At 66.5% G+C, this 18,399-nt stretch carries 18 protein-coding genes; 9 read left to right on the top strand and 9 right to left on the bottom strand.

Annotation, left to right across the window (positions count from 1 at the left end):
* Window positions 1–6: 6 nt before the first annotated feature.
* A complete protein-coding gene (locus tag AACH00_RS13700; RefSeq protein WP_341399720.1) occupies window positions 7–1,101 on the top strand; it encodes a phospholipase A in 1,095 nt (364 codons plus the stop codon).
* A 4-nt stretch (window positions 1,102–1,105) separates the two neighbouring features.
* On the opposite strand, the gene AACH00_RS13705 is transcribed toward AACH00_RS13700, so the two are convergent.
* From AACH00_RS13705 to AACH00_RS13720, 4 genes are all read right to left on the bottom strand, one after another.
* On the bottom strand, window positions 1,106–2,014 hold the full coding sequence (locus tag AACH00_RS13705) for a hypothetical protein (protein ID WP_341399721.1): 909 nt from the start codon (window positions 2,012–2,014) through the stop codon (window positions 1,106–1,108).
* 93 nt (window positions 2,015–2,107) lie between these two features.
* Window positions 2,108–3,646, bottom strand: coding sequence for a methyl-accepting chemotaxis protein (locus AACH00_RS13710; RefSeq protein ID WP_341399722.1), 1,539 nt, complete (start codon window positions 3,644–3,646; stop codon window positions 2,108–2,110).
* Between the two features lie 280 nt (window positions 3,647–3,926).
* Window positions 3,927–4,553, bottom strand: a complete 627-nt coding sequence (locus tag AACH00_RS13715; protein WP_341399723.1) for an FMN-binding negative transcriptional regulator — start codon at window positions 4,551–4,553, stop codon at window positions 3,927–3,929.
* Window positions 4,554–4,688: 135 nt separating this feature from the next.
* On the bottom strand, window positions 4,689–5,591 hold the full coding sequence (locus AACH00_RS13720; protein ID WP_341399724.1) for a LysR family transcriptional regulator: 903 nt from the start codon (window positions 5,589–5,591) through the stop codon (window positions 4,689–4,691).
* 116 nt (window positions 5,592–5,707) lie between these two features.
* Here AACH00_RS13720 and AACH00_RS13725 point away from each other — a divergent pair, with 116 nt between their 5' ends.
* The 5 genes from AACH00_RS13725 (at window position 5,708) to AACH00_RS13745 (ending at window position 9,256) form a co-directional block, all read left to right on the top strand.
* The gene (locus AACH00_RS13725) at window positions 5,708–6,055 is read left to right on the top strand and encodes an HPF/RaiA family ribosome-associated protein (protein WP_341399725.1); all 348 of its coding nucleotides are present in this window, start codon (window positions 5,708–5,710) and stop codon (window positions 6,053–6,055) included.
* A gap of 14 nt (window positions 6,056–6,069) precedes the next feature.
* The gene (locus tag AACH00_RS13730) at window positions 6,070–6,777 is read left to right on the top strand and encodes a Bax inhibitor-1/YccA family protein (protein WP_341399726.1); all 708 of its coding nucleotides are present in this window, start codon (window positions 6,070–6,072) and stop codon (window positions 6,775–6,777) included.
* A 6-nt stretch (window positions 6,778–6,783) separates the two neighbouring features.
* Window positions 6,784–7,212 (top strand): tellurite resistance TerB family protein, encoded by a 429-nt coding sequence (locus AACH00_RS13735; protein ID WP_341399727.1) that lies wholly within the window; start codon window positions 6,784–6,786, stop codon window positions 7,210–7,212.
* A 65-nt stretch (window positions 7,213–7,277) separates the two neighbouring features.
* Window positions 7,278–8,285: a TerC family protein gene (locus AACH00_RS13740; RefSeq protein ID WP_341399871.1), complete on the top strand. Its 1,008-nt coding sequence runs from the start codon at window positions 7,278–7,280 to the stop codon at window positions 8,283–8,285.
* Window positions 8,286–8,296: 11 nt separating this feature from the next.
* The gene (locus AACH00_RS13745) at window positions 8,297–9,256 is read left to right on the top strand and encodes a sodium-dependent bicarbonate transport family permease (protein WP_341399728.1); all 960 of its coding nucleotides are present in this window, start codon (window positions 8,297–8,299) and stop codon (window positions 9,254–9,256) included.
* A gap of 19 nt (window positions 9,257–9,275) precedes the next feature.
* On the opposite strand, the gene AACH00_RS13750 is transcribed toward AACH00_RS13745, so the two are convergent.
* Complete coding sequence (locus AACH00_RS13750) at window positions 9,276–10,301, bottom strand: LacI family DNA-binding transcriptional regulator (protein WP_341399729.1); 1,026 nt, start codon at window positions 10,299–10,301, stop codon at window positions 9,276–9,278.
* Window positions 10,302–10,439: 138 nt separating this feature from the next.
* Here AACH00_RS13750 and AACH00_RS13755 point away from each other — a divergent pair, with 138 nt between their 5' ends.
* Genes AACH00_RS13755 through AACH00_RS13765 form a run of 3 tightly spaced genes read left to right on the top strand, consistent with a single transcriptional unit; the run spans window position 10,440 to window position 15,054 of the window.
* Window positions 10,440–12,743: a TonB-dependent receptor gene (locus AACH00_RS13755; protein ID WP_341399730.1), complete on the top strand. Its 2,304-nt coding sequence runs from the start codon at window positions 10,440–10,442 to the stop codon at window positions 12,741–12,743.
* Window positions 12,744–12,745: 2 nt separating this feature from the next.
* Window positions 12,746–14,092, top strand: a complete 1,347-nt coding sequence (locus AACH00_RS13760; RefSeq protein ID WP_341399731.1) for an LLM class flavin-dependent oxidoreductase — start codon at window positions 12,746–12,748, stop codon at window positions 14,090–14,092.
* Window positions 14,092–15,054 (top strand): aliphatic sulfonate ABC transporter substrate-binding protein, encoded by a 963-nt coding sequence (locus tag AACH00_RS13765; protein ID WP_341399732.1) that lies wholly within the window; start codon window positions 14,092–14,094, stop codon window positions 15,052–15,054. The genes AACH00_RS13760 and AACH00_RS13765 overlap by 1 nt, the downstream gene beginning before the upstream one ends.
* A gap of 69 nt (window positions 15,055–15,123) precedes the next feature.
* On the opposite strand, the gene AACH00_RS13770 is transcribed toward AACH00_RS13765, so the two are convergent.
* From AACH00_RS13770 to AACH00_RS13785, 4 genes are all read right to left on the bottom strand, one after another.
* A complete protein-coding gene (locus AACH00_RS13770) occupies window positions 15,124–16,434 on the bottom strand; it encodes an O-acetylhomoserine aminocarboxypropyltransferase/cysteine synthase family protein (RefSeq protein WP_341399733.1) in 1,311 nt (436 codons plus the stop codon).
* Between the two features lie 101 nt (window positions 16,435–16,535).
* Window positions 16,536–17,360 (bottom strand): substrate-binding periplasmic protein, encoded by an 825-nt coding sequence (locus tag AACH00_RS13775; RefSeq protein WP_341399734.1) that lies wholly within the window; start codon window positions 17,358–17,360, stop codon window positions 16,536–16,538.
* A gap of 102 nt (window positions 17,361–17,462) precedes the next feature.
* A complete protein-coding gene (locus AACH00_RS13780; RefSeq protein ID WP_341399735.1) occupies window positions 17,463–17,876 on the bottom strand; it encodes a RidA family protein in 414 nt (137 codons plus the stop codon).
* Between the two features lie 64 nt (window positions 17,877–17,940).
* The gene (locus AACH00_RS13785) at window positions 17,941–18,399 is read right to left on the bottom strand and encodes an acyl-CoA thioesterase (protein WP_341399736.1); all 459 of its coding nucleotides are present in this window, start codon (window positions 18,397–18,399) and stop codon (window positions 17,941–17,943) included.

The following is an 18,399-nucleotide window of genomic DNA, read 5'->3' on the forward strand; positions in this document are numbered from 1 at the left end:
TGATCGATGGAGTTGAAGTCTGTGCGCCCGGCTGCGCGTCGGTGGTCGGCCTGCTTGCTGGGTGTCATGGCCGCATCGGCACAGGCGGTGACGGGTGTAGACGCCGCCGCACTCTGCGTGCAGGAGGCCGATGCCGCCCTGCGCCTCGCCTGCTATGACCGCCTTCATGGGCGAGACGCCGCAGCGAGTGCCCCGGCGACGGCCTCGGCCATGATCACCGCCTCATCGGCACCAACTGCTTCAAGCGCCATCACCGCGCCGTTGGTAGTCGGCAAGGCACCGGTGCCGCAAGACACGCACCTCTCGCAGCGCTGGGACCTGGCTGGGCAATCGTCCACCTTGTTTGCACCGCGTGTGCACAAGCCGGTCTACCTGCTGCCGGCCACCTGGACGAACAAGGTGAACCTGCAGCCATCGTCGCCTTCGCCCAACCACTCGGTGTCGTCCGACCTCGACCTCAGCGCGGTGGAAGCCAAGTACCAGCTCAGCTTCAAGTCGAAGCTCGATGACCAGGTGCTCGGCACGCCGGTGTCGCTGTGGGCTGCCTACACGCAGTCGTCGCGCTGGCAGGTCTACAACGGCGCGGCGTCGCGGCCGTTCCGCGAAACCAATTACGAGCCCGAGATCATCCTGGCCGTGCCGATGAATGTGCCAGTGGTGGGTTGGAACCTGCGGGTGGCGTCGCTCTCGCTGAACCACCAGTCCAACGGCCGCTCGCTGCCGCTGTCGCGCAGCTGGAACCGGGTGATTGGCTCACTGGCGGCCGAGCGGGGGGAGTGGGTGGCCGAGTTCCGCCCCTGGCTGCGCCTGCGTGAAAAGCCTGCCGACGACGACAACCCGGATGTGCAGGACTACATCGGCCGCGGCGAGCTGCTGATCAGCCGTTACTGGGGCGACCACGCCATCACCTTGCAGGCCCGCCACAGCCTGAAGGGTGGCGAGCGCTCACGCGGCTCGGCCCAGCTGGAATGGGTGTTCCCGATGGACGGCGCGCTGCATGGCTTCTTCCAGGTGTTCAGCGGTTATGGCGAAAGCCTGGTCGACTACAACCTGCGCCAGACCAAGGTTGGCCTGGGCGTGACGATCGCTGGTTGGCGCTGAAGCCTCAGTAGTGGCTCACGCGGTGAACCACCAGCTGCCAGCTGGCTTCACCGCGTTCCAGCCGGTAGCTGATCTGCCGCATGCCGCCGCCGGGCGCCTCCAGCGCATCACCGGCGCGGTACACCGGAAAGCGGCGCTCCAGGCGGCTTTCCACCACCGCAAATTCGTCGCGGCCGCGGTAGCCCGTCTGCAGCTCGGGCAAGTTCCCCAAGGCGGGCAGGTAAATGCCGCTGAGTGACTTCCTGTTGTTCGCGGCGAAGGCCAGCAACTGCCCGGGGGCCTCGGGCGTTCTGCCGCGCAGGTAAACGTACACCTCGGGGGAGCCGTCCACATCCAGGTCAGCCACCTCGGCATTCACCACGTCGGCATTCACGCTGAGGGTTTGCGCCGCGTTGGTGATGGCCAGACCGCTGGGCTGGATGCGGACTTGCGTTGCTCCAGAACCTGCACGCACAGCCGTGACGTGAAAGCTCACGCCTTGCAGCGTCAGTGTCTGATCAAACACCACGGCGGCCTTCGGCGCCGGGCTGCCGGCGGGCGCCTTCCAGCGCACCTCGATGGTCTGGTCCTGCAGCTTGTAGATCTGGCCCTGGCTGCCCAGCCCGCGCTGCCGCGTGGCGAGTCGGCCTTGAGCATCTTTGTAGACGCCGGCACGTTGTTCGTCAGGGGTCAGCTCGATGCGGGTGCCGTTGGCCAGCTCGATGCTGACAAAGCCCTGGCGCTGCGAAAAGCTGCATTCCCCTGCGGTGGCTTGCGCCGGCTGGCCCTTCGGGATGACGCGGCAGTGCGCGGTGGTGGTGTCGGCGTGGGCCGGTACGGCGGTGGCCAGCAGTGCGCAGGTGCCGATCAGGCCGATCAGGCCGAGCAGCCGGCTGACGCGGGCAGGGCGTAGCGGCGCGTTTCGAGTTTGCATGGTGTGGATCTTCCTCCTGAGAGCGCAACGATATCGCGTCCGTTGCGCGGCAGTTTGGAGAACGTCAACCAGCGCAGGCTGGCCGGAGAGGCCTCAGTGGGTCACCGCCACGCGGAACACCGCCATCGACTGAACCAGCGCCTGGGCCTGGCTGCGCAGTGACTCGGCTGCGGCGGCACTTTCCTCCACCAGCGCCGCGTTCTGCTGGGTGGATTGGTCCATCTGCGCCACCGTCTCGCCCACCTGGCTGACGCCCGAGCTCTGCTCGGCACTGGCGGCACTGATTTCGGTGACGATGTCCGTCACGCGGCGGATCGAGGCCACGATCTCGTTCATCGTGCCGCCGGCCTGGCCGACCAGCGTCGTGCCCTGCTCAACGCGCTCGACGCTGTCGCTGACCAGCTTCTTCACCTCACGCGCGGCAGCGGCACTGCGCTGGGCCAGGCTGCGCACTTCACTCGCAACCACCGCAAATCCGCGGCCCTGTTCCCCCGCCCGAGCGGCTTCCACCGCCGCGTTCAGCGCCAGGATGTTGGTCTGGAAGGCGATGCCGTCAATGGTGCCGATGATGTCGGAGATGCGGCGCGCACTGTCATTGATGCCGGCCATGGTCTGCACCACCTGGCCCATCACCGTGCCACCTTGCACCGCCACGCCGGAGGCGGCGCTGGCCAGCTGGCTGGCCTGGCGGGCGTTGTCGGCGTTGTTGCGCACGGTGCTGCCCAGTTGTTCCATCGTTGATGCGGTCTGCTGCAGTGAGCCCGCCTGCACCTCGGTGCGGTTCGACAGATCCTGGTTGCCCTGGGCGATCTGATCACTGGCCTCGGCCACCTGGCGCGCATTGCGCTGCACCGCCTGCACCGTGGCCGACAAACTGTCTTGCATGCGCTTCATGGCTTGCAGCAGCAATTGGGTTTCGTCGTTGCCCTCGGGGCGGATGGCGCCCGTCAGGTCGCCTGCCGCAAGGCGCTCGGCGGCCTTCACGGCGGCCACCATGGGTTGCGTCATGCGCTGGGCCAGCCACAGCGCGCCCAGCACCACCGCCACTACCGTGGCCAGCAAGGCGGCGCCAATGGCCATGGCGGTGGCCCGCACATTGGCCTGGCCCTCGGCATTGATGGCTTCGCTGTGCTGCTCGATGGCCTCCGACAGCGCCGCCATCTTGACTTCCAGGTTGGTGAAGGCCTTCTGCAAGCCGCTCGAAGCCTCGCGTGCGGCATCGGCACTCGTCATTGCGGCGCTCACCGTCCGATCGGCTTCAGCGAGGTAGGCCTTCACCAGCGGCTGCACCTCGGCCAGCGCTGTGCGTCCGGCCTCGTCCAGCACGTCGGGCGTGAGTTTGGCCAATGAGGTGCGGAAGGTCTCCGCGTGGGTCTTCAGGTCTTCGGTGGCCTCGGTGATCTTGGCCTTGTCCTGCTCCATCGCACCCAGCAGGGCGAGCTGGGCGTCACCCCGAACGGCGTCGTGCATCATGTCCGCCGACTGGCTGGCCTGCAGCGCCGAGGCCCCCTGTACGGACGCATCCAGGCTCTGGCCCAGCCGGGACGAGGCCATCAGGCCGATGCCTCCCACGACCGCCGCGCCCACGGCGCCCGCGAGGCCAAAAGCGATGATTTGAGTGCGCAGCTTCATGGTGATCAATGCCGGTTGGGGTCAAGGGCGGTATCGCCGGCGACCGTGTCGGGCCGCTCGCTCCTGCTTTGATGCAGGTCAACCACGTCATCGGCAGTGATCGCGCTGCCTGTAGCTGAAATTTCAGGTAACCGTACCGTTGTTGGCGGTTGTGCTCAGCCTCGGGTAGAGCAACGCCGGGCGCATCGCCGGGAGAAGTGCATTGACCAAGTCTGCTGGGGCCGAAGGTGGCATGACGCCGCAGAACCGATGCCGGTCTGTTCGGCCGATTGATCGATGATCAACGGGGGGCGCCTTGCATGGCCCGCGCCAGCTCCCCATGCCCGCGTGAGGCCAGCATCTCGGCGGCTGACTGCTGGTCACGCAATTCCTTGTTCTGGCTGAGCTTGGCCTTGCCCACCAGCGACGTCACTGCGATCTCGATGCCGACGATCTTGCCCAGCATTTCGTTGATGAAGGCAGGCTCGGAGTCGCCCATCTTCCATGGCTTGGGCTCGGCCGCTTCGTGGTGGCGGGTGAGCCGGCCGACGAGGCCGCGCACGAAGCGCTCGTCATCGTGGATCGTCAAGGTGCCGTGGGCGTGCACGACCTCGTAGTTCCAGGTGGGCACCTGGCGGTGCGCTTCATGTTTGCTGGGGTACCAGTTCGGCGAGATGTAAGCCTCGGCGCCCCTGAAGACCACCATCACCGGCGTACCCGTGGGGCAGCGTTGCCACAGCGTGTTGGCCCGCGCCACATGGGCCGTCAGCGCGCCCAGCGCACCTTTGGCCGGGTCGAATTCGAAGGGAATGTGGTCGGCGTCCAGGCCCGACTCGCCATGCGTGACCAGCATGCCCAGCGGGTGGGCCTGGACTATGCGGTGCAACTCGGCGGGCTCGGTGATGGCGAAGTGCGCGGGGATGTACATGGGCGGCAGCCGGTGGCGGTGGTCAATGGCGAGGCGCCAACTATCGACGGCAACCGGCACATTGACAAGATCCGGCGCTTGTCTTTTTGGACGCCTCGGTGGATGCCATTGCCCCGGGGCGCAGCTGCCCAGCACTCACCCCCTCAACACCACATGCTGCTGGCCGGGCAGCATGCGCTGCACCAGCGGGTGCTGCACCTTCTTCTCCGTGTCCACCGCCCAGAAGTGCTCGCGCACGCCCTCGCACGCGCCGACGCGCTTGACCTGGTAGCGCTCGATCAGCTCGGCTTCCACCAGCTCGGTGGCCGGGAATACGCCCATGCCGCCCGCACCGAAGGTTTTCAGCAGTGCGCTGTCTTCAAATTCACCCACCACATTGGGGCGGATGCCGCGCTGCTCGAACCAGTGGTCGAGCCGCCCACGCACCGCCGCGCTGGCCGTGGGCAGCAACACCGGCACTTCTGCCAGCGATTCCGGAAAACCCTTTGCGGCTTGTTTGGCCAGCGCTGGCGGGCCGTACCAGGCCACGGCCGAATCGCCCAGGGAATGGCTGTAGAGCTTCAGGCTGGGGTTGGGCGGGGCAGGGCGGTCGGTCAGCACCACGTCCAGGCGGTGCAGGGCCAGGTCGGCCAGCATGTCTTCCACGCCGTCTTCGCGGCAAATCAGGCGCAGGTTGGGCGTGGCCAGCACTGGCAGCATCAGGGTGCGCACCACCAGCTTGGGCAGACGGTCTGAAATGCCCACGGCCAGGCGCACGCCGGGGTCGCTGGCGGCGGTCTGGACGATGTCTTCCAGCTGCTCGCCCAGCGCAAATATCTGGTCGGCCTGCCGAACCGCGGCTTGCCCCGCCTCGGTGAGCACCAGCCCGCGGCCGGCCGGCTTGAGTAGGGCGTGGCCGAGTGAGCGTTCCAGCTCACGCACCTGCGCGCTCACGGTTTGCACGGCCATGCCCAGGCGATCGGCGGCGCGCGCCATGCCGCCTTCCTTGGCCACCACCCAGAAGTAATACAGGTGCCGGTAGTTGAAGTTGAGGCTCATGTTCCCGTTTTTACGAACAAAGACTCAATGATTGTCTTATTTTTTAGTTGGTTACGCACAGGCATTCTTGCGGCGTGTCATCAATTGCTGGTGACCGCATCCGAAGGAGATCTGCCATGCAAGTACTCGTTGAATCCCGCTCTGCTGAAGCCACGGCGCCCTGGCGCGAGCTGGCTGTGCGCCGCGCGCAGTTCGTGCTGCGCCGTCTGGTTGGCCAGGTGCCGATGACCCGCGTGCACCTGGCTGACGTGAACGGCCCGCGTGGTGGCATCGACAAGGAGTGCCAGGTGGCCCTGCACACCGACGGCCACGGCACGATCGTCATCCATGCCCGCGCCAGCAACTGGCGCAGTGCGCTGGACAGTGCCCTGGCCCGCGCCGTTCGCACGCTGCAGGCCCTGCTGGGCCGCCGCCGCGCTCACCCGCGCAGCACCCCCCGCCGTCAACCCGAACAACTTGCCTGAAAGGACCCCTCATCATGAACCCGCTTCACAACTCGACCAACGCACCCGCGCATGCCATGGTGGCCATGCCCGGCACGGCGCCCGCCACGGGCCGCAGCGCAGAGAGCCTGCGCGTGCTGCGCAATACCTGGGCCCTGCTGGCTATGACGCTGATGTTCAGCGCTGGCGTGGCCACTGTCGTCACCGCGTGGAAGCTGCCGGCCCCCGGCCTGCTGCTGACGCTGGGTGGCTACTTCGGCCTGCTGTTCGCCATCCACAAGTTGCAGAACAGTGGCTGGGCGGTGGGCCTGGTGTTCGCGCTCACCGGCTTCATGGGCTGGACGCTGGGCCCGATGCTGCAAGCCACGCTGGCGCTGCCCGGCGGTGCGCAGTCGATCGCACTGGCTCTGGGTGCCACCGGTCTGACGTTTCTAGGCTTGTCGTCGTGGGTGCTGACCACCCGGCGTGACTTCAGCTTCCTCGGCGGCTTCCTGTTCGCCGGCATGCTGGTGGCGCTGCTGGCTGGCCTGGCCGCGATGTTCTTCCAGATGCCTGCCCTGAGCCTGGCCGTGAGCGCTGCCGTGGCTCTGCTGTCAGCCGGTCTGATCCTGTTTGAAACGAGCCGCATCGTGAATGGCGGCGAGACCAACTACGTGCTGGCCACCGTCAGCCTGTTTGTCTCGATCTTCAACCTGTTCACCAGCCTGCTGAGCCTGTTCGGCTTCGGCAGCAACGAGGAGTGATGAGCCATGCGACGTTATCTGCCTGACAGCCCGCAAGCCGCGGCGCGTGTGGTGGCCCTGGCCTTGCTGGCCGATGGCCACTACTCGCGGGAAGAGCTGGAAATGCTTGACCGCCTGGACGCGGCCGGCCAGCTGGGCCTGAGCCGGGCCGAGCTCCACGAAGTGGTGCACGGCCTGTGCGAAGACCTGCTCTACAGCCGGCAGCTGACCTGGGCCGAGGCCTGCCAGCTCGACCGCGCCACGCTGCTGACGGTGCTTGATGAACTGCAGGATCCCTTCCTGCGTGAGCAAGTGCTGCAGCTGTGTGTGGACGTGGTGGCTGCCGACCGGCATGTGGCCGATGGCGAATCGCTGGTGCTGTGCACCGCGATGGACCACTGGCACCTGCCGCGCCAGCGCCCCCTCAACCAGCGATTGCTGATGAGCGCCTGTTGACAGGCACGGCCTGAAATCTGAAAACCTGATCTGAACTGAACGACGAGGAGCACCCGGTGGACAACATGATGAACCTGCTGCACAGCCCCTGGCTGGGAACGGCGCTCTGGCTGTGGCTGGTATTTGCCGCCGTGGTGCTGACCTTGCTGGCCCTGGACCTGGGCCTGCTGAACCGCGGTGACCGCGAGATAGGCGTGAAGCGCAGCCTCGTGCTGTCTGCCGGTTACATCAGCGTGGCCTTGTTGTTCGGCGGCTGGGTGTGGTGGATGCTGGGCGCACAAAGCGCCACCGAATACATCACCGGCTTCCTGATCGAGAAATCGCTGTCACTCGACAACGTCTTCGTCATCGCGCTGATCTTCAGCACGCTGGGCATTCCGCGCCAGTACCAGCACCGCGTGCTGTTCTGGGGCATCCTCGGCGTGATCGTGCTGCGTGCGCTGATGATCGGCCTGGGCGCTGCCCTGATCCACGAATTCGCCGGCATCCTCTACGTGTTTGGCGCCTTCCTGGTGTTCACCGGTGTGCGCATGTGGATGGCCGCCGACCACGAGCCCGACATGAACGACAGCGTGCTGCTGAAGTTCCTGCGCAAGCACCTGCGCATCACGCCACAGCTGGAGGGCAACGCCTTCGTGGTGACGCGCCCCGACCCTGCCACCGGTGCCCCGGTGCGCTGGTTCACCCCGCTGTTCATCGCGCTGTGCATGGTCGAGCTGATTGACCTGGTGTTCGCTGTTGATTCCGTGCCGGCCATCTTCGCCATCACCGACAACCCGTTCATCGTCTACACCAGCAACATCTTCGCCATCCTGGGCCTGCGCGCGCTGTACTTCGCACTGGCCGCGATGATCCACCGCTTCGCCTACCTGAAGTACGCCCTGGCCCTGATCCTGGTGTTCATCGGCAGCAAGATCTTCCTGGTCAACATCATCGGCAAGATCCCGCCGGCGCTCTCGCTGTCGGTGACGGCGGCCCTGCTGGTTGGTGGCATCGTGGTGTCGCTGTGGAAGACACGTGGCTCAACGCCTGAGCCTTCCGGTGAATCTCCGGCCACCCCGGTGCGGGGTTGAGGGCGGCATCGATGCAAAGTTTTCTCGACCCCGCGATCCTGTTTTTCCTGTTCGGCATCGGGGCCGGGCTGCTGAAATCGAACCTCGAGATTCCGCAGCCCATCTCCCGGTTCCTCTCGCTGTACCTGCTGATGGCGCTGGGCCTGAAGGGCGGCTTTGCCCTGGCGGCCTCGGGCCTGACGCTGGACATCGGCCTGAGCCTGGGCGCCGCCATGCTGCTGGCGGTGGTGGTGCCGGCACTGGGCTACCTGGTGCTGCGCCGCCTGCTCAACCGCTTTGATGCGGCGGCGCTGGCGGCCACCTATGGCTCGGTCAGCGCCGTCACCTTCATCACCACGGTGCAGGCGCTCGACGAACACGGCATTGCCTACGGTGGCCACATGGCTGCGGCGCTGGCCCTGATGGAGTCGCCCGCCATCATCATGGCCGTGTTGCTGGCCAACCGGGCGCGCAGGCTCTCAGGCAGCAATGCCGCACCCACGTCCACAAAGGCGTTGCTGCATGAATCACTCACCGATGGTGCACAGCTGCTGCTGCTGGGCGCGATGGTGGTGGGCATGCTCAGCGGCGTGGCCGGGCAGAAGGCCATGGCCCCCTTCGCCGTTGATTTGTTCAAGGGCATGCTGGCCTTCTTCCTGCTGGACATGGGCTTGATGGCCTCGCGCCACATCGGTGGCCTGCGCGGCCAGTCACCCTGGCTGCTGGTCTATGCGCTGGGCGCACCGCTGCTGCATGGCGGCCTGGCGCTGGGCCTGGCCTGGCTGCTGGGCATGGGGCCGGGCAATGGCGCGCTGCTCATCATGTTGGCGGCCAGTGCCTCGTACATCGCCGTGCCAGCGGTGGTTCGCCACGCCATCCCCGAAGCCAGCCCCTCGCTCTACTTCGGCATGTCGCTCGGGCTGACCTTCCCGTTCAACATCGTGCTGGGCATTCCGCTGTGGACAGGGGTGGCGCAGCGGGTGCTGGGATGAGGCCAAGCGCGGCGCCGCATCAGGCGCTCTCGCGGGCCATCAGCGTGCAGCTCAGCTCGTGCACACGCTTGGGCGGCTTCCCGGTGGCGTCGTCGCGGTGGGTGAGTGCCTTGATGAGCTGCGCTGCGGTGGCGCCGATGGCTTGCGCCGGTGGCCGAATGGTGCTGAGGCTGGGCAACAGCTTGTCGGCGAAAGCGTAGTCACCGAAGCCGAAGATGGCCAGGTCCTGCGGCAGTTGCAGGCCTTGCCGTCGGCCGGCCAGCACGGCACCGCAGGCCAGGTTGTCGTTGGCGAAGATCAGTGCATGCGGGCGTTGCCTCTTCCGGGCCATCAGGGTGCTCAAAGCCTGGGCGCCCGCGTCCATCGGGTCGGTGGCGGTGGGAGCATGGCCCCAGGCTTCCAGCCCGTGCGCCTGCATTACTTCGGCATAACCTTCGAAGCGCTCCTGCGCGCTGAAATCGCCGGTGGCGATGTTGTGCACGAAGCCGATGCGGCGATGCCCCTTGTCGATCAGGTAGCTGGCCGCATCCCGGCCCACCTGCCGGTGCGAGAAGCCGATCTGGAAGGCGCGCCTGCGCGGCGCCAGATCCCAGGTTTCGATAACCGGGTGGCCGGCCGAGGCGATGAGCCGTTCGGTGGCGGGGCTGTGGAAGCGGCTGGTCAATACGAGCGCGGCCGGGTTCCAGCCCATGAAGGCCCGCACCGCACGCTCCTCGGCCTCGCTTGAAAAGTAGCTGGAGGCCAGCAGCAACTGCAAGCCCTGCTCGGCCAGGCCATCGGACAAGGCCTGCAGTGTGGGCGCGAAGATCGGCCCGGATATGTTCGGCACCACCATTGCCACCACGCGGCTGCGCGCCGAGGCCAGCCCGCCTGCCGTCAGGTTGGGCACGTAGTTCAGTGCCTCCACGGCGGCGCGGATGCGCGCCGAGGCCTCAGCCCCCACTCGCGTGGGTTCGTTGAAAAAGCGCGAGGCCGTGATCGGCGATACGCCCGCCATCGCGGCCACATCAGACAGCGTGGCCCGCTCGCTGCGCTGGCGGCTCATGCGGCACTCCGCAGGCAACAACGATTTTCGAGGAAGCAAAGCCACATTTGTTGTTTGTGCTCAGGGCAGTTGATCTTCAAGATGTCGGTAATGGTAGCGCTGTCATCCAGCCACCGTTTCTCATTTTTGGAGCAAGTAGTGAACAAGAACGCGTATCAAGGTCGTTGCGCTGCCGGCGCTGTCCGTCATCAAATCCCGGCGGGTCTGAGCGCGCTGGCGCTGGCCGTCCTCGCCCTCAGCCCTTCGGCACAGGCCCAGGAAGCCGCAGCCACCGAGGCCGTGCAGCTGGCCCCGGTCACCGTCACCGCCACGCGCCGTGCTGAGTCGTTGCAGAAGGTGCCAGTGTCGGTGTCGGTGATCACGGGAGAGCAGCTTGAGCAGGCTAATCGCAATACGCTCGGTGCGCTGGTCAGCCAGCTGCCCAGCGTCAATTTCCGCACCGGTGCGTCGAACAAGGACACCTCGCTGTTCGTGCGCGGTGTGGGCACCATCTCGACCTCGCCCGGTGTGGAGCCGACGGTTTCCACCGTGATCGACGGCGTGGTGCTGGCACGCCCGGGTCAAGCATCGCTGGACCTGCTCGACGTGCAACGCGTGGAAGTGCTGCGCGGCAGCCAGGGCACGCTGTTCGGCAAGAACTCGTCGGCGGGCGTAATCAACATCATCAGCAACCCGCCGTCGCAGCGCACCGAAGGCTACATCGATGCCTCGCACTTCACCGGTGGCAATGAGAACCGCCTGCGCGCCGGTATCAGCGGGCAGCTGGCCGAAGGCCTGCGAGGGTCGCTCACCGCCCTGGCGGCCGGCTACGACGGCAACGTGACCAATGTCTTCAACGGCGAGAAGGTCAACGGTTACGAGAAGAAGGGCTTGCGGGCCAAGCTGGAATGGCAGGCCGACCAGGCGTTGAAATTCACGCTCGCTGCCGATGTGCTGAACTCGCATGACGACATCCCGACCGGTGTTGTCACCCGCACCCAGCTGGTGGCCTTCCCCAGCGGCACCGTCTCCACCTTCCCGGCCTTTGCTGCTGCCCTGGCGCCCGTGGTGGCCAGCGACAGCAACCGCCAGATCAACTCGAACCTCAAGACCGAGGTGCAAGACCGTAACCGGGGCGTGTCGCTGACCGGCGAAGCGCGCTTGGGCTCGCACACGCTCACCAGCATCACCGCCTGGCGCGCCTGGGACAACACCCAGGTGCAGGACGGCGACCGCCTGGCCGCACCGGCCACGGGTCTGCCCCAGTCGCATGACCGCGGCACGGTTGATTTCGACCAGTGGTCGCAAGAGCTGCGTCTGGCCTCACCGCGCGACGGCAACTTTGACTACGTCGGCGGCCTGTTCTACCTGCACACCACCGACAGCGAGACCTATCGCCGCGACGTGCGTCGGGTGGGCACCGGCGGGGCGCTGTATGACGACAACGGCGTCGCCAACTTCGGCTCCGATTCCACCAGTACCGCGGTGTACGGTGAAGGCCGCTGGCACTTCAATCCTGAGCTGCGCGCCATCCTCGGCCTGCGCTGGACGGAGGACAAACTGAGCTTTGACCACCAGCGCACCCGCTCGGTCCCCGATGCCCAGTTCAATGGCGCGGTGCCCGGCGTGAATGCCGACATCGCGCAGAGCGGCGACACCCGCAAGACCGGCGTGTCAGGCCGCACAGGCCTGCAGTGGGACATCGCCCCTGATGCCACTACCTACCTGACGTATTCGCGTGGCTACAAGGGCCCGGCCTACAACGTGTTTTTCAACATGCAGGCGCGCGACAACCTGGCGCTCAACCCGGAGACCTCCAACTCGGTGGAAGCCGGCTTGAAGACCGAACTGCTGGACCGCAGCCTGCGTCTGAACCTGTCGGCCTTCAGCACCAAGTACCAGAACTACCAGGCCAACTTCTTTGACCTGGTGTCGGGCTCGGTGGTGACCCGCCTGATCAATGCGGGCGATGTGTCGTCCCGCGGTATCGAGCTGGATGCCAACTGGCGTGCCACCTCGCAGTTGAGCTTCGGCGCAGCGCTGGCCTACACCCGCGCCCGCATCGATCACTTCAATTGCCCGGTGGGTGCTGCCACCAGCTGCCAGGTGGACGGCAAGCCGCTGCCATTCGCCCCGGATTGGAAGGGCTCGCTGCAGGCCAACTACCGCTTCGCGGTGGGTGGCGGCTGGCAGGCCGACGTAGGCACCGACTACAACTGGCAGAGCAAGACGCAGTACGACATCGGCCAGTTCGAGGACACCGTTCAGGGTGCCTATGGCATCTGGAACGCGTCTATCGCCTTCTCGCAGCCGGCGTCGGGCTGGCGCGTGGCGCTGCTGGCAAAGAACCTGACCGACCGCTCGTATGCCTCGTTCCTGGGCCGTGGTGGTTCGTACGTGAACCGCTGGGTGCCACGTGACGACCAGCGCTATTTCGGCATCAACGTGCGCAAGGACTTCTGAGCATGACGCGCCAACTGCACCTGGGCGCCTTCTTGCTGGAGTCAGGCCACCATGTGGCGGCCTGGCGCTCGCCGGATGTGCCTGACCGCGCCGGGCTGGACTTCGGCCTCTACCGCCGCCTGGCGCAGACGGCCGAGCAGGCGCTGTTCGATGCGGTGTTCGTGGCCGACAGCGTGGCGGTGGAAGAGGGGCCGGGCGCAGAGCGCATCTCGCGCTCAGCCCGCTTCGAGCCGCTGACGCTGATGTCGGCACTGGCCGCTGTCACCGAACGCATTGGCCTGGTGGCCACCGTCACTGCCACCTACAACGAGCCGTATCACGTCGCCCGCAAGTTCGCGTCACTCGATCATCTGTCTGGCGGCCGCTCGGGCTGGAATCTGGTGACGTCTGACAACGCGGCCGAGGCCGGCAACTTCGGTCGGGCCGAGCACATCGCCCATGCCGACCGCTATGCCCGCGCCGAGGAGTTCCTCCTGGTGGTGCAGGGCCTGTGGGACAGCTGGGAGGACGACGCCTTCATCAATGACCGTGACAGTGGCGTGTACTACCGCCCCGACGGGCGCCATGTGCTGGACCATGACGGCGCGCACTTCAAGGTGCGCGGCCCCTTGAATGTGGCGCGCTCGCCGCAGGGGCAGCCTGTGATCGTGCAGGCTGGCTCGTCGGAAGCCGGTCGCCAGCTTGCAGCCCGAAGTGCGGAGGTGGTGTTCACGGCCCAGTCCAATCTGGCCGCCGCCCAGGCCTTTTATGGGGACATGAAGCGGCGTACCGCCGAGGCTGGGCGCTCGCCCGAATCGCTGAAGATCATGCCCGGCGTTTTTGTGGTGGTGGGCCGCAGCCGGGCCGAGGCCGAAGACAAGCAGGCCGCCTTGCAGGCCCTGGTCGACCCGGTGGCTGCGGTCGGGCTGGTTTCCCGGATGATCGGCAACTTCGACCTCAGTGGCTACCCGCTGGACGAACCCCTGCCCGAGCTGCCGCTGACCGAATCCGGCCAGCGCAGCCGCCAGCAGTTGCTGAGCAGCCTGGCTCGTGACGGTCAGCTGACGCTGCGCCAGCTTGCGCTGAAGGTGGCTGGTGGGCGGGGCCATCTGAACGTGGTGGGTACCGCGGCCGATGTGGCCGATGTGCTGCAGACCTGGTTCGAGCAGGGGGCCGCCGATGGCTTCAACGTGATGCCGCCGACACTGCCCGCAGGCCTCGACGATTTCGCCACTTTGGTGGTGCCTGAATTGCAGCGTCGCGGCTTGTTTCGCACGCGTTATGAAGGCCGCACGTTGCGCGAGCACCTGGGGCTGGCCCGACCGGCCGTGGGCGCTGCCGCCGGCTTTCATTTGAAGGAGGGCGTGTGATGCGCCATGCGTTTGATCGCCGTGCGGCGCTGGCCGCGCTGGTGGCTGCGGCTGCCGCCACCACCCCATTCGCCGCCGCGGCCCAGGCCGGCCCGGTGCGCCTGCGCATCGGCTTCCAGAAGGGCGGGCTGCTGCTGCTGGTGAAGTTGCGCGGCACGCTCGACCAGGCGCTGCCTGGCGCACAGATCGAGTGGAAGGAGTTTCCGGCGGGCCCGCAGCTGCTGGAGGCGCTGGATGCCGGGGCCATCGATTTTGGTGTGACTGGCGCACCACCGCCCGTGTTTGCGCAATCGGCGGGTCGTGATTTCGTCATCGTGGGCGCTGAGCCCGGACAGCCACACAGCGAGGCCATCCTGGTGCCAGCCGACAGTCCGGTGAAAACCGTGCGTGATCTGCGGGGCCGCCGGGTGGCGCTGGCGCGTGGCTCCAGCTCGCACTTCCTGCTGCTGGGGGCGCTGGCTCAGCAGGGGCTGCGCATCTCCGATGTGCAGCCCGTGTTCCTTGGCCCGGCCGATGCCCGTGCGGCATTCGAGACCGGCGCGGTCGATGCCTGGGTGGTGTGGGACCCTTACCTCAGCATCGCCGAAGCTGCCCGACCATTGCGGGTGCTGGCGAACTTTGCGACGCTGCTTCCGGCCGTGTCCACGCCCTGGAGCTTCTACGAGGCCCGGCGCGAGTTCGTGCAGGCCAACCCGGCGCTGGTGCGGCAGCTGGTGGCGGCGCTGGCCCGTGAAGGCGCGTGGGCAGCCGACCATGCGGTGGAGGTGGCCAAGCTGCTGGCGCCGGTGCTGGGCATTGGCCTGGAGACAGTGCTGCGCATGCAGCGCCGGGTGCGTTACGGGGCCGTGCCTGCCAGTGCAGCCATCGCGGCCGACCAGCAGAAGGTGGCCGATGCGTTTGCGGCTCAGGGCTTGATCCCGAAGGCCGTGTCCGTCAAGGACGTGTTCTGGTTGCCTCGCTGAGCGCCAGCGGCCATGTGGCCGTCATGAAAAATGGAGCGGCCCGAAAGCCGCCCCTTTTTTGCGTTGCGATCAGACCGCTGCCAGAGCGTGCTCCAGATCGGCGGTGAGGTCGGTGATGTGCTCAATGCCGATCGACAGTCGCACCGTGTCCTCCGACACCCCGGCCTTGAGCAGCTCGGCGGGCGAGAGCTGCCGGTGCGTGGTGGATGCCGGGTGCGTGGCCAGCGAGCGCACGTCGCCGATATTCACCAGTCGGGTGAACAGTTGCAGGGCGTCGAGGAAGCGCGCGCCGCGTTCGCGGCCACCGCCGGCCTCGCCCTTCAGGCCGAAGGTGACGATGCCCGAGGCCTTGCCTGACAGGTACTTCTGCACCAGCGCATGGTCGGGGTGGTCTTCCAGTCCGGCGTAATTCACCCACGCCACCTTGGGATGCTGTTTCAGGGAGCGTGCGAGCGCCAGCGCGTTCTCGCTGATGCGGTCGACACGCAGGGCCAGGGTTTCAATGCCCTGCAGGATAAGGAAGGCATTGAACGGCGACAGCGCAGCACCCGTGTTGCGCAGCGGCACCACTCGGGCACGGCCGATGTAGGCCGCAGCGCCCAGCGCTTCGGTGTAGACCACGCCGTGGTAGCTGGGGTCGGGCTCATTGAGTCGCTTGAAGCGTTCTTTGTGGTCTGCCCAAGGGAACTTGCCCGAGTCGACGATGGCGCCACCGATGCTGGTGCCGTGGCCACCGAGGTACTTCGTGAGCGAGTGCACCACGATGTCCGCGCCATGCTCGAACGGGCGGCTCAGGTAGGGCGAGGGCACGGTGTTGTCGACGATCAGCGGTACGCCGTGGGCATGGGCGATCCTGGCGATCTGCTCGATGTCGGTGACATTGCCCTGCGGGTTGCCGAGCGACTCGACAAAGATCGCCTTCGTCTTGTCATTGATCAGGGCGGCGAACGAGGCCGGATCGCGGTAGTCCGCGAACTGCGCGGTCACGCCGTATTGCGGCAGGGTGTGGGCCAGCAGGTTGTAGGTGCCGCCGTACAGCGCACTGGAGGCCACGATGTTGTCGCCGGCTTCAGTGATCGTCAGGATGGCATAGGTGACTGCGGCCTGGCCCGAGGCCACTGCCAGTGCGCCGATGCCGCCCTCCAGTGCAGCGAGGCGCTTTTCCAGCACATCGTTGGTCGGGTTCATGATGCGGCTGTAGATGTTGCCCGGCACCTTCAGGTCGAACAGGTCGGCGCCATGCTGTGCGCTGTCGAAGGCAAAGGCGGCCGTCTGGTAAATCGGCACCGCAACGGCCTTGGTGGTGGGGTCGGGCGAGTAGCCGCCGTGCACCGACAGGGTTTCAAATCGCCAGCTGTCGCGGACGTTTTTCTCGGACATGCTCAGTCTCCTCGTGATGTAGATCCGCGAGGATAGAAGCGTGTCAGCCGCGGGTGAACTGCGCTTTGCGCATGAGCTCATGCGGTGAGCCGGTGCGGTTGTCAGGTCGGCTGGCGCCCTGGCTGGGGCCGGCTCGCGCTGGGCCGGTATCCCTTCAGATAGGTCAGGTGCAGCCGCTGATAGACGGGTGAGCTCTTGACGATGTCGAGAGCGCGTTGCCATTCGGCTGGAACCCGCGGGTCCGTCTGGCGTGAAAACACCAGATGCAGCGACGACTGATAGAGCGGCTCGCCCACCGCGGCAAAGTCCGCAGGGTTCAGCCCGGCTTGTGTGGCCAGCTCCGGCATCACCACGGCACTCATCGGCGCCGCATCCACGCGGCCTGAGGCCAGCATTTTCAGGGCCTGTGTCTGGTCGGTGGTGAGCTGCAGGTTCCTGAATCCCAAGCGGATCAGGAAGGCGTGATCTGCATTGCCTCTGGCCACGGCGATGGCCTTCAGGCCCCTCAGCTCATCGAGCGTGCGCGCCCCGCCGCCGCTGTCCTTGCGGGCGAAGAACAAGACATCGCTCTCGAACAGCGGACCGACAAAGTGGAATTGCGCCTCGCGCTCAGGCCGCCGGGCCACGACGAAGAACGCGGTATCGGCATGCTGCTCGGCCTCCACCAAGCCTCTGGCGAAGGGCACCATGGTCGGCGCCTCGATGGGACGGCTGGTGTGAAGCGCCAGCTCTCGCACCAGATCCACCGCGAATCCCGTCACCCGCCCGCCCTGCTCGTAGCAGAACGGGGCCAGCGAATGCGTCAGCAGGCGAATGGGCCGGGCCGTGGCCTCCGACAGGGGCGCTGGCCGTATGGCGACGGCGGGTGCCGCGACCACCCCCAATGCGGTCAGCAAGGCAGAACGACGTCGCAGCGGGGTGGGCATCTAGGTACTGCAGGGATGCTGTTGGATGAGGCCTGAACGATAACAAATGCCTGTAAATGAGGGGTGACAGTCGCGATTTGGCAACAGCTGTCGCGGTTGATCTCAGCCCCGAATGGTCTCGTCCTGGTCCGGCACCACCGCCGTCACTTCAATTTCCACCTTGGCCCGGTCTTCGATCAAGGCCACCACCTGCACGGCGGTCATCGCGATGTCGTAGTGGCCGATCAGTTCGCGGAAGGCCTGGCCGATGGCTGGGCCGGCGGCCAGGTATTCGCGCTTGTCGGTGACATACCAGGTCATGCGGGTGATGTGCTGCGGCTTGGCGCCGCCGGCTTCCAGCACGGCCACGATGTTGGCCAGCGCCTGGCGGGCCTGGCCGGCGAAATCGTCGGTGTGGAACTGGCTGTTGTGGTCCCAGCCGATCATGCCGGCCACGAAGATCTGGCGGCCGTGTGCGGCCACGCCGTTTGCATAGCCCTTGGGCCGGGGCCAGCCTGCTGGCAAGAGGGCGCTCATGGGTGTCTCCTTCGGTGTTGTGGTGGCGGTGTTGCGGTGTTGTCGCGGTGCTGTGTCAACAGCTTCAGCCGACGTTCACCGGGTGCGCAAACGCTTCAAGCGCACTGCGCAGGTCGGGCGGCATGGTGATGGCGCGGTGGCTGTTGAGGCTGGTGCAGACGATGACCTGTTGTGCGCTCATGCGCAGCTCGCCGTCAGCGCCGCGGCAGTCCATCGCCACGGTGAGTGAGCGGGTGCCCAGGTGGGCCAGCTCCAGCCCCAGCGTCACGTCGTCGCCCATGCGGCTGACGGACTTGAAATCACTGCTCAGGCTGACGGTGGGCAGGCCGATGCGGCGCGGCCCCAGCAGCTCGGCATAAGACACGCCCAGCCCCTCGGTGACCCAGTCTTCCACAAGCCCGTTGAGCATGATGAAGTACTGCGGAAAGAAGACGATGCCGGCGGGGTCGCAATGGCCGAAGCGGATGCGCAGCGGGCGCTCGAAGCGCTGGCGGGTGTTGGCGGCAATTTCAGGGTGGGTCAT

Origin of the sequence: Ideonella margarita (assembly GCF_038066635.1) — a bacterium.
In the GTDB taxonomy this organism is placed as follows: Bacteria; Pseudomonadota; Gammaproteobacteria; order Burkholderiales; family Burkholderiaceae_C; genus Ideonella; species Ideonella margarita.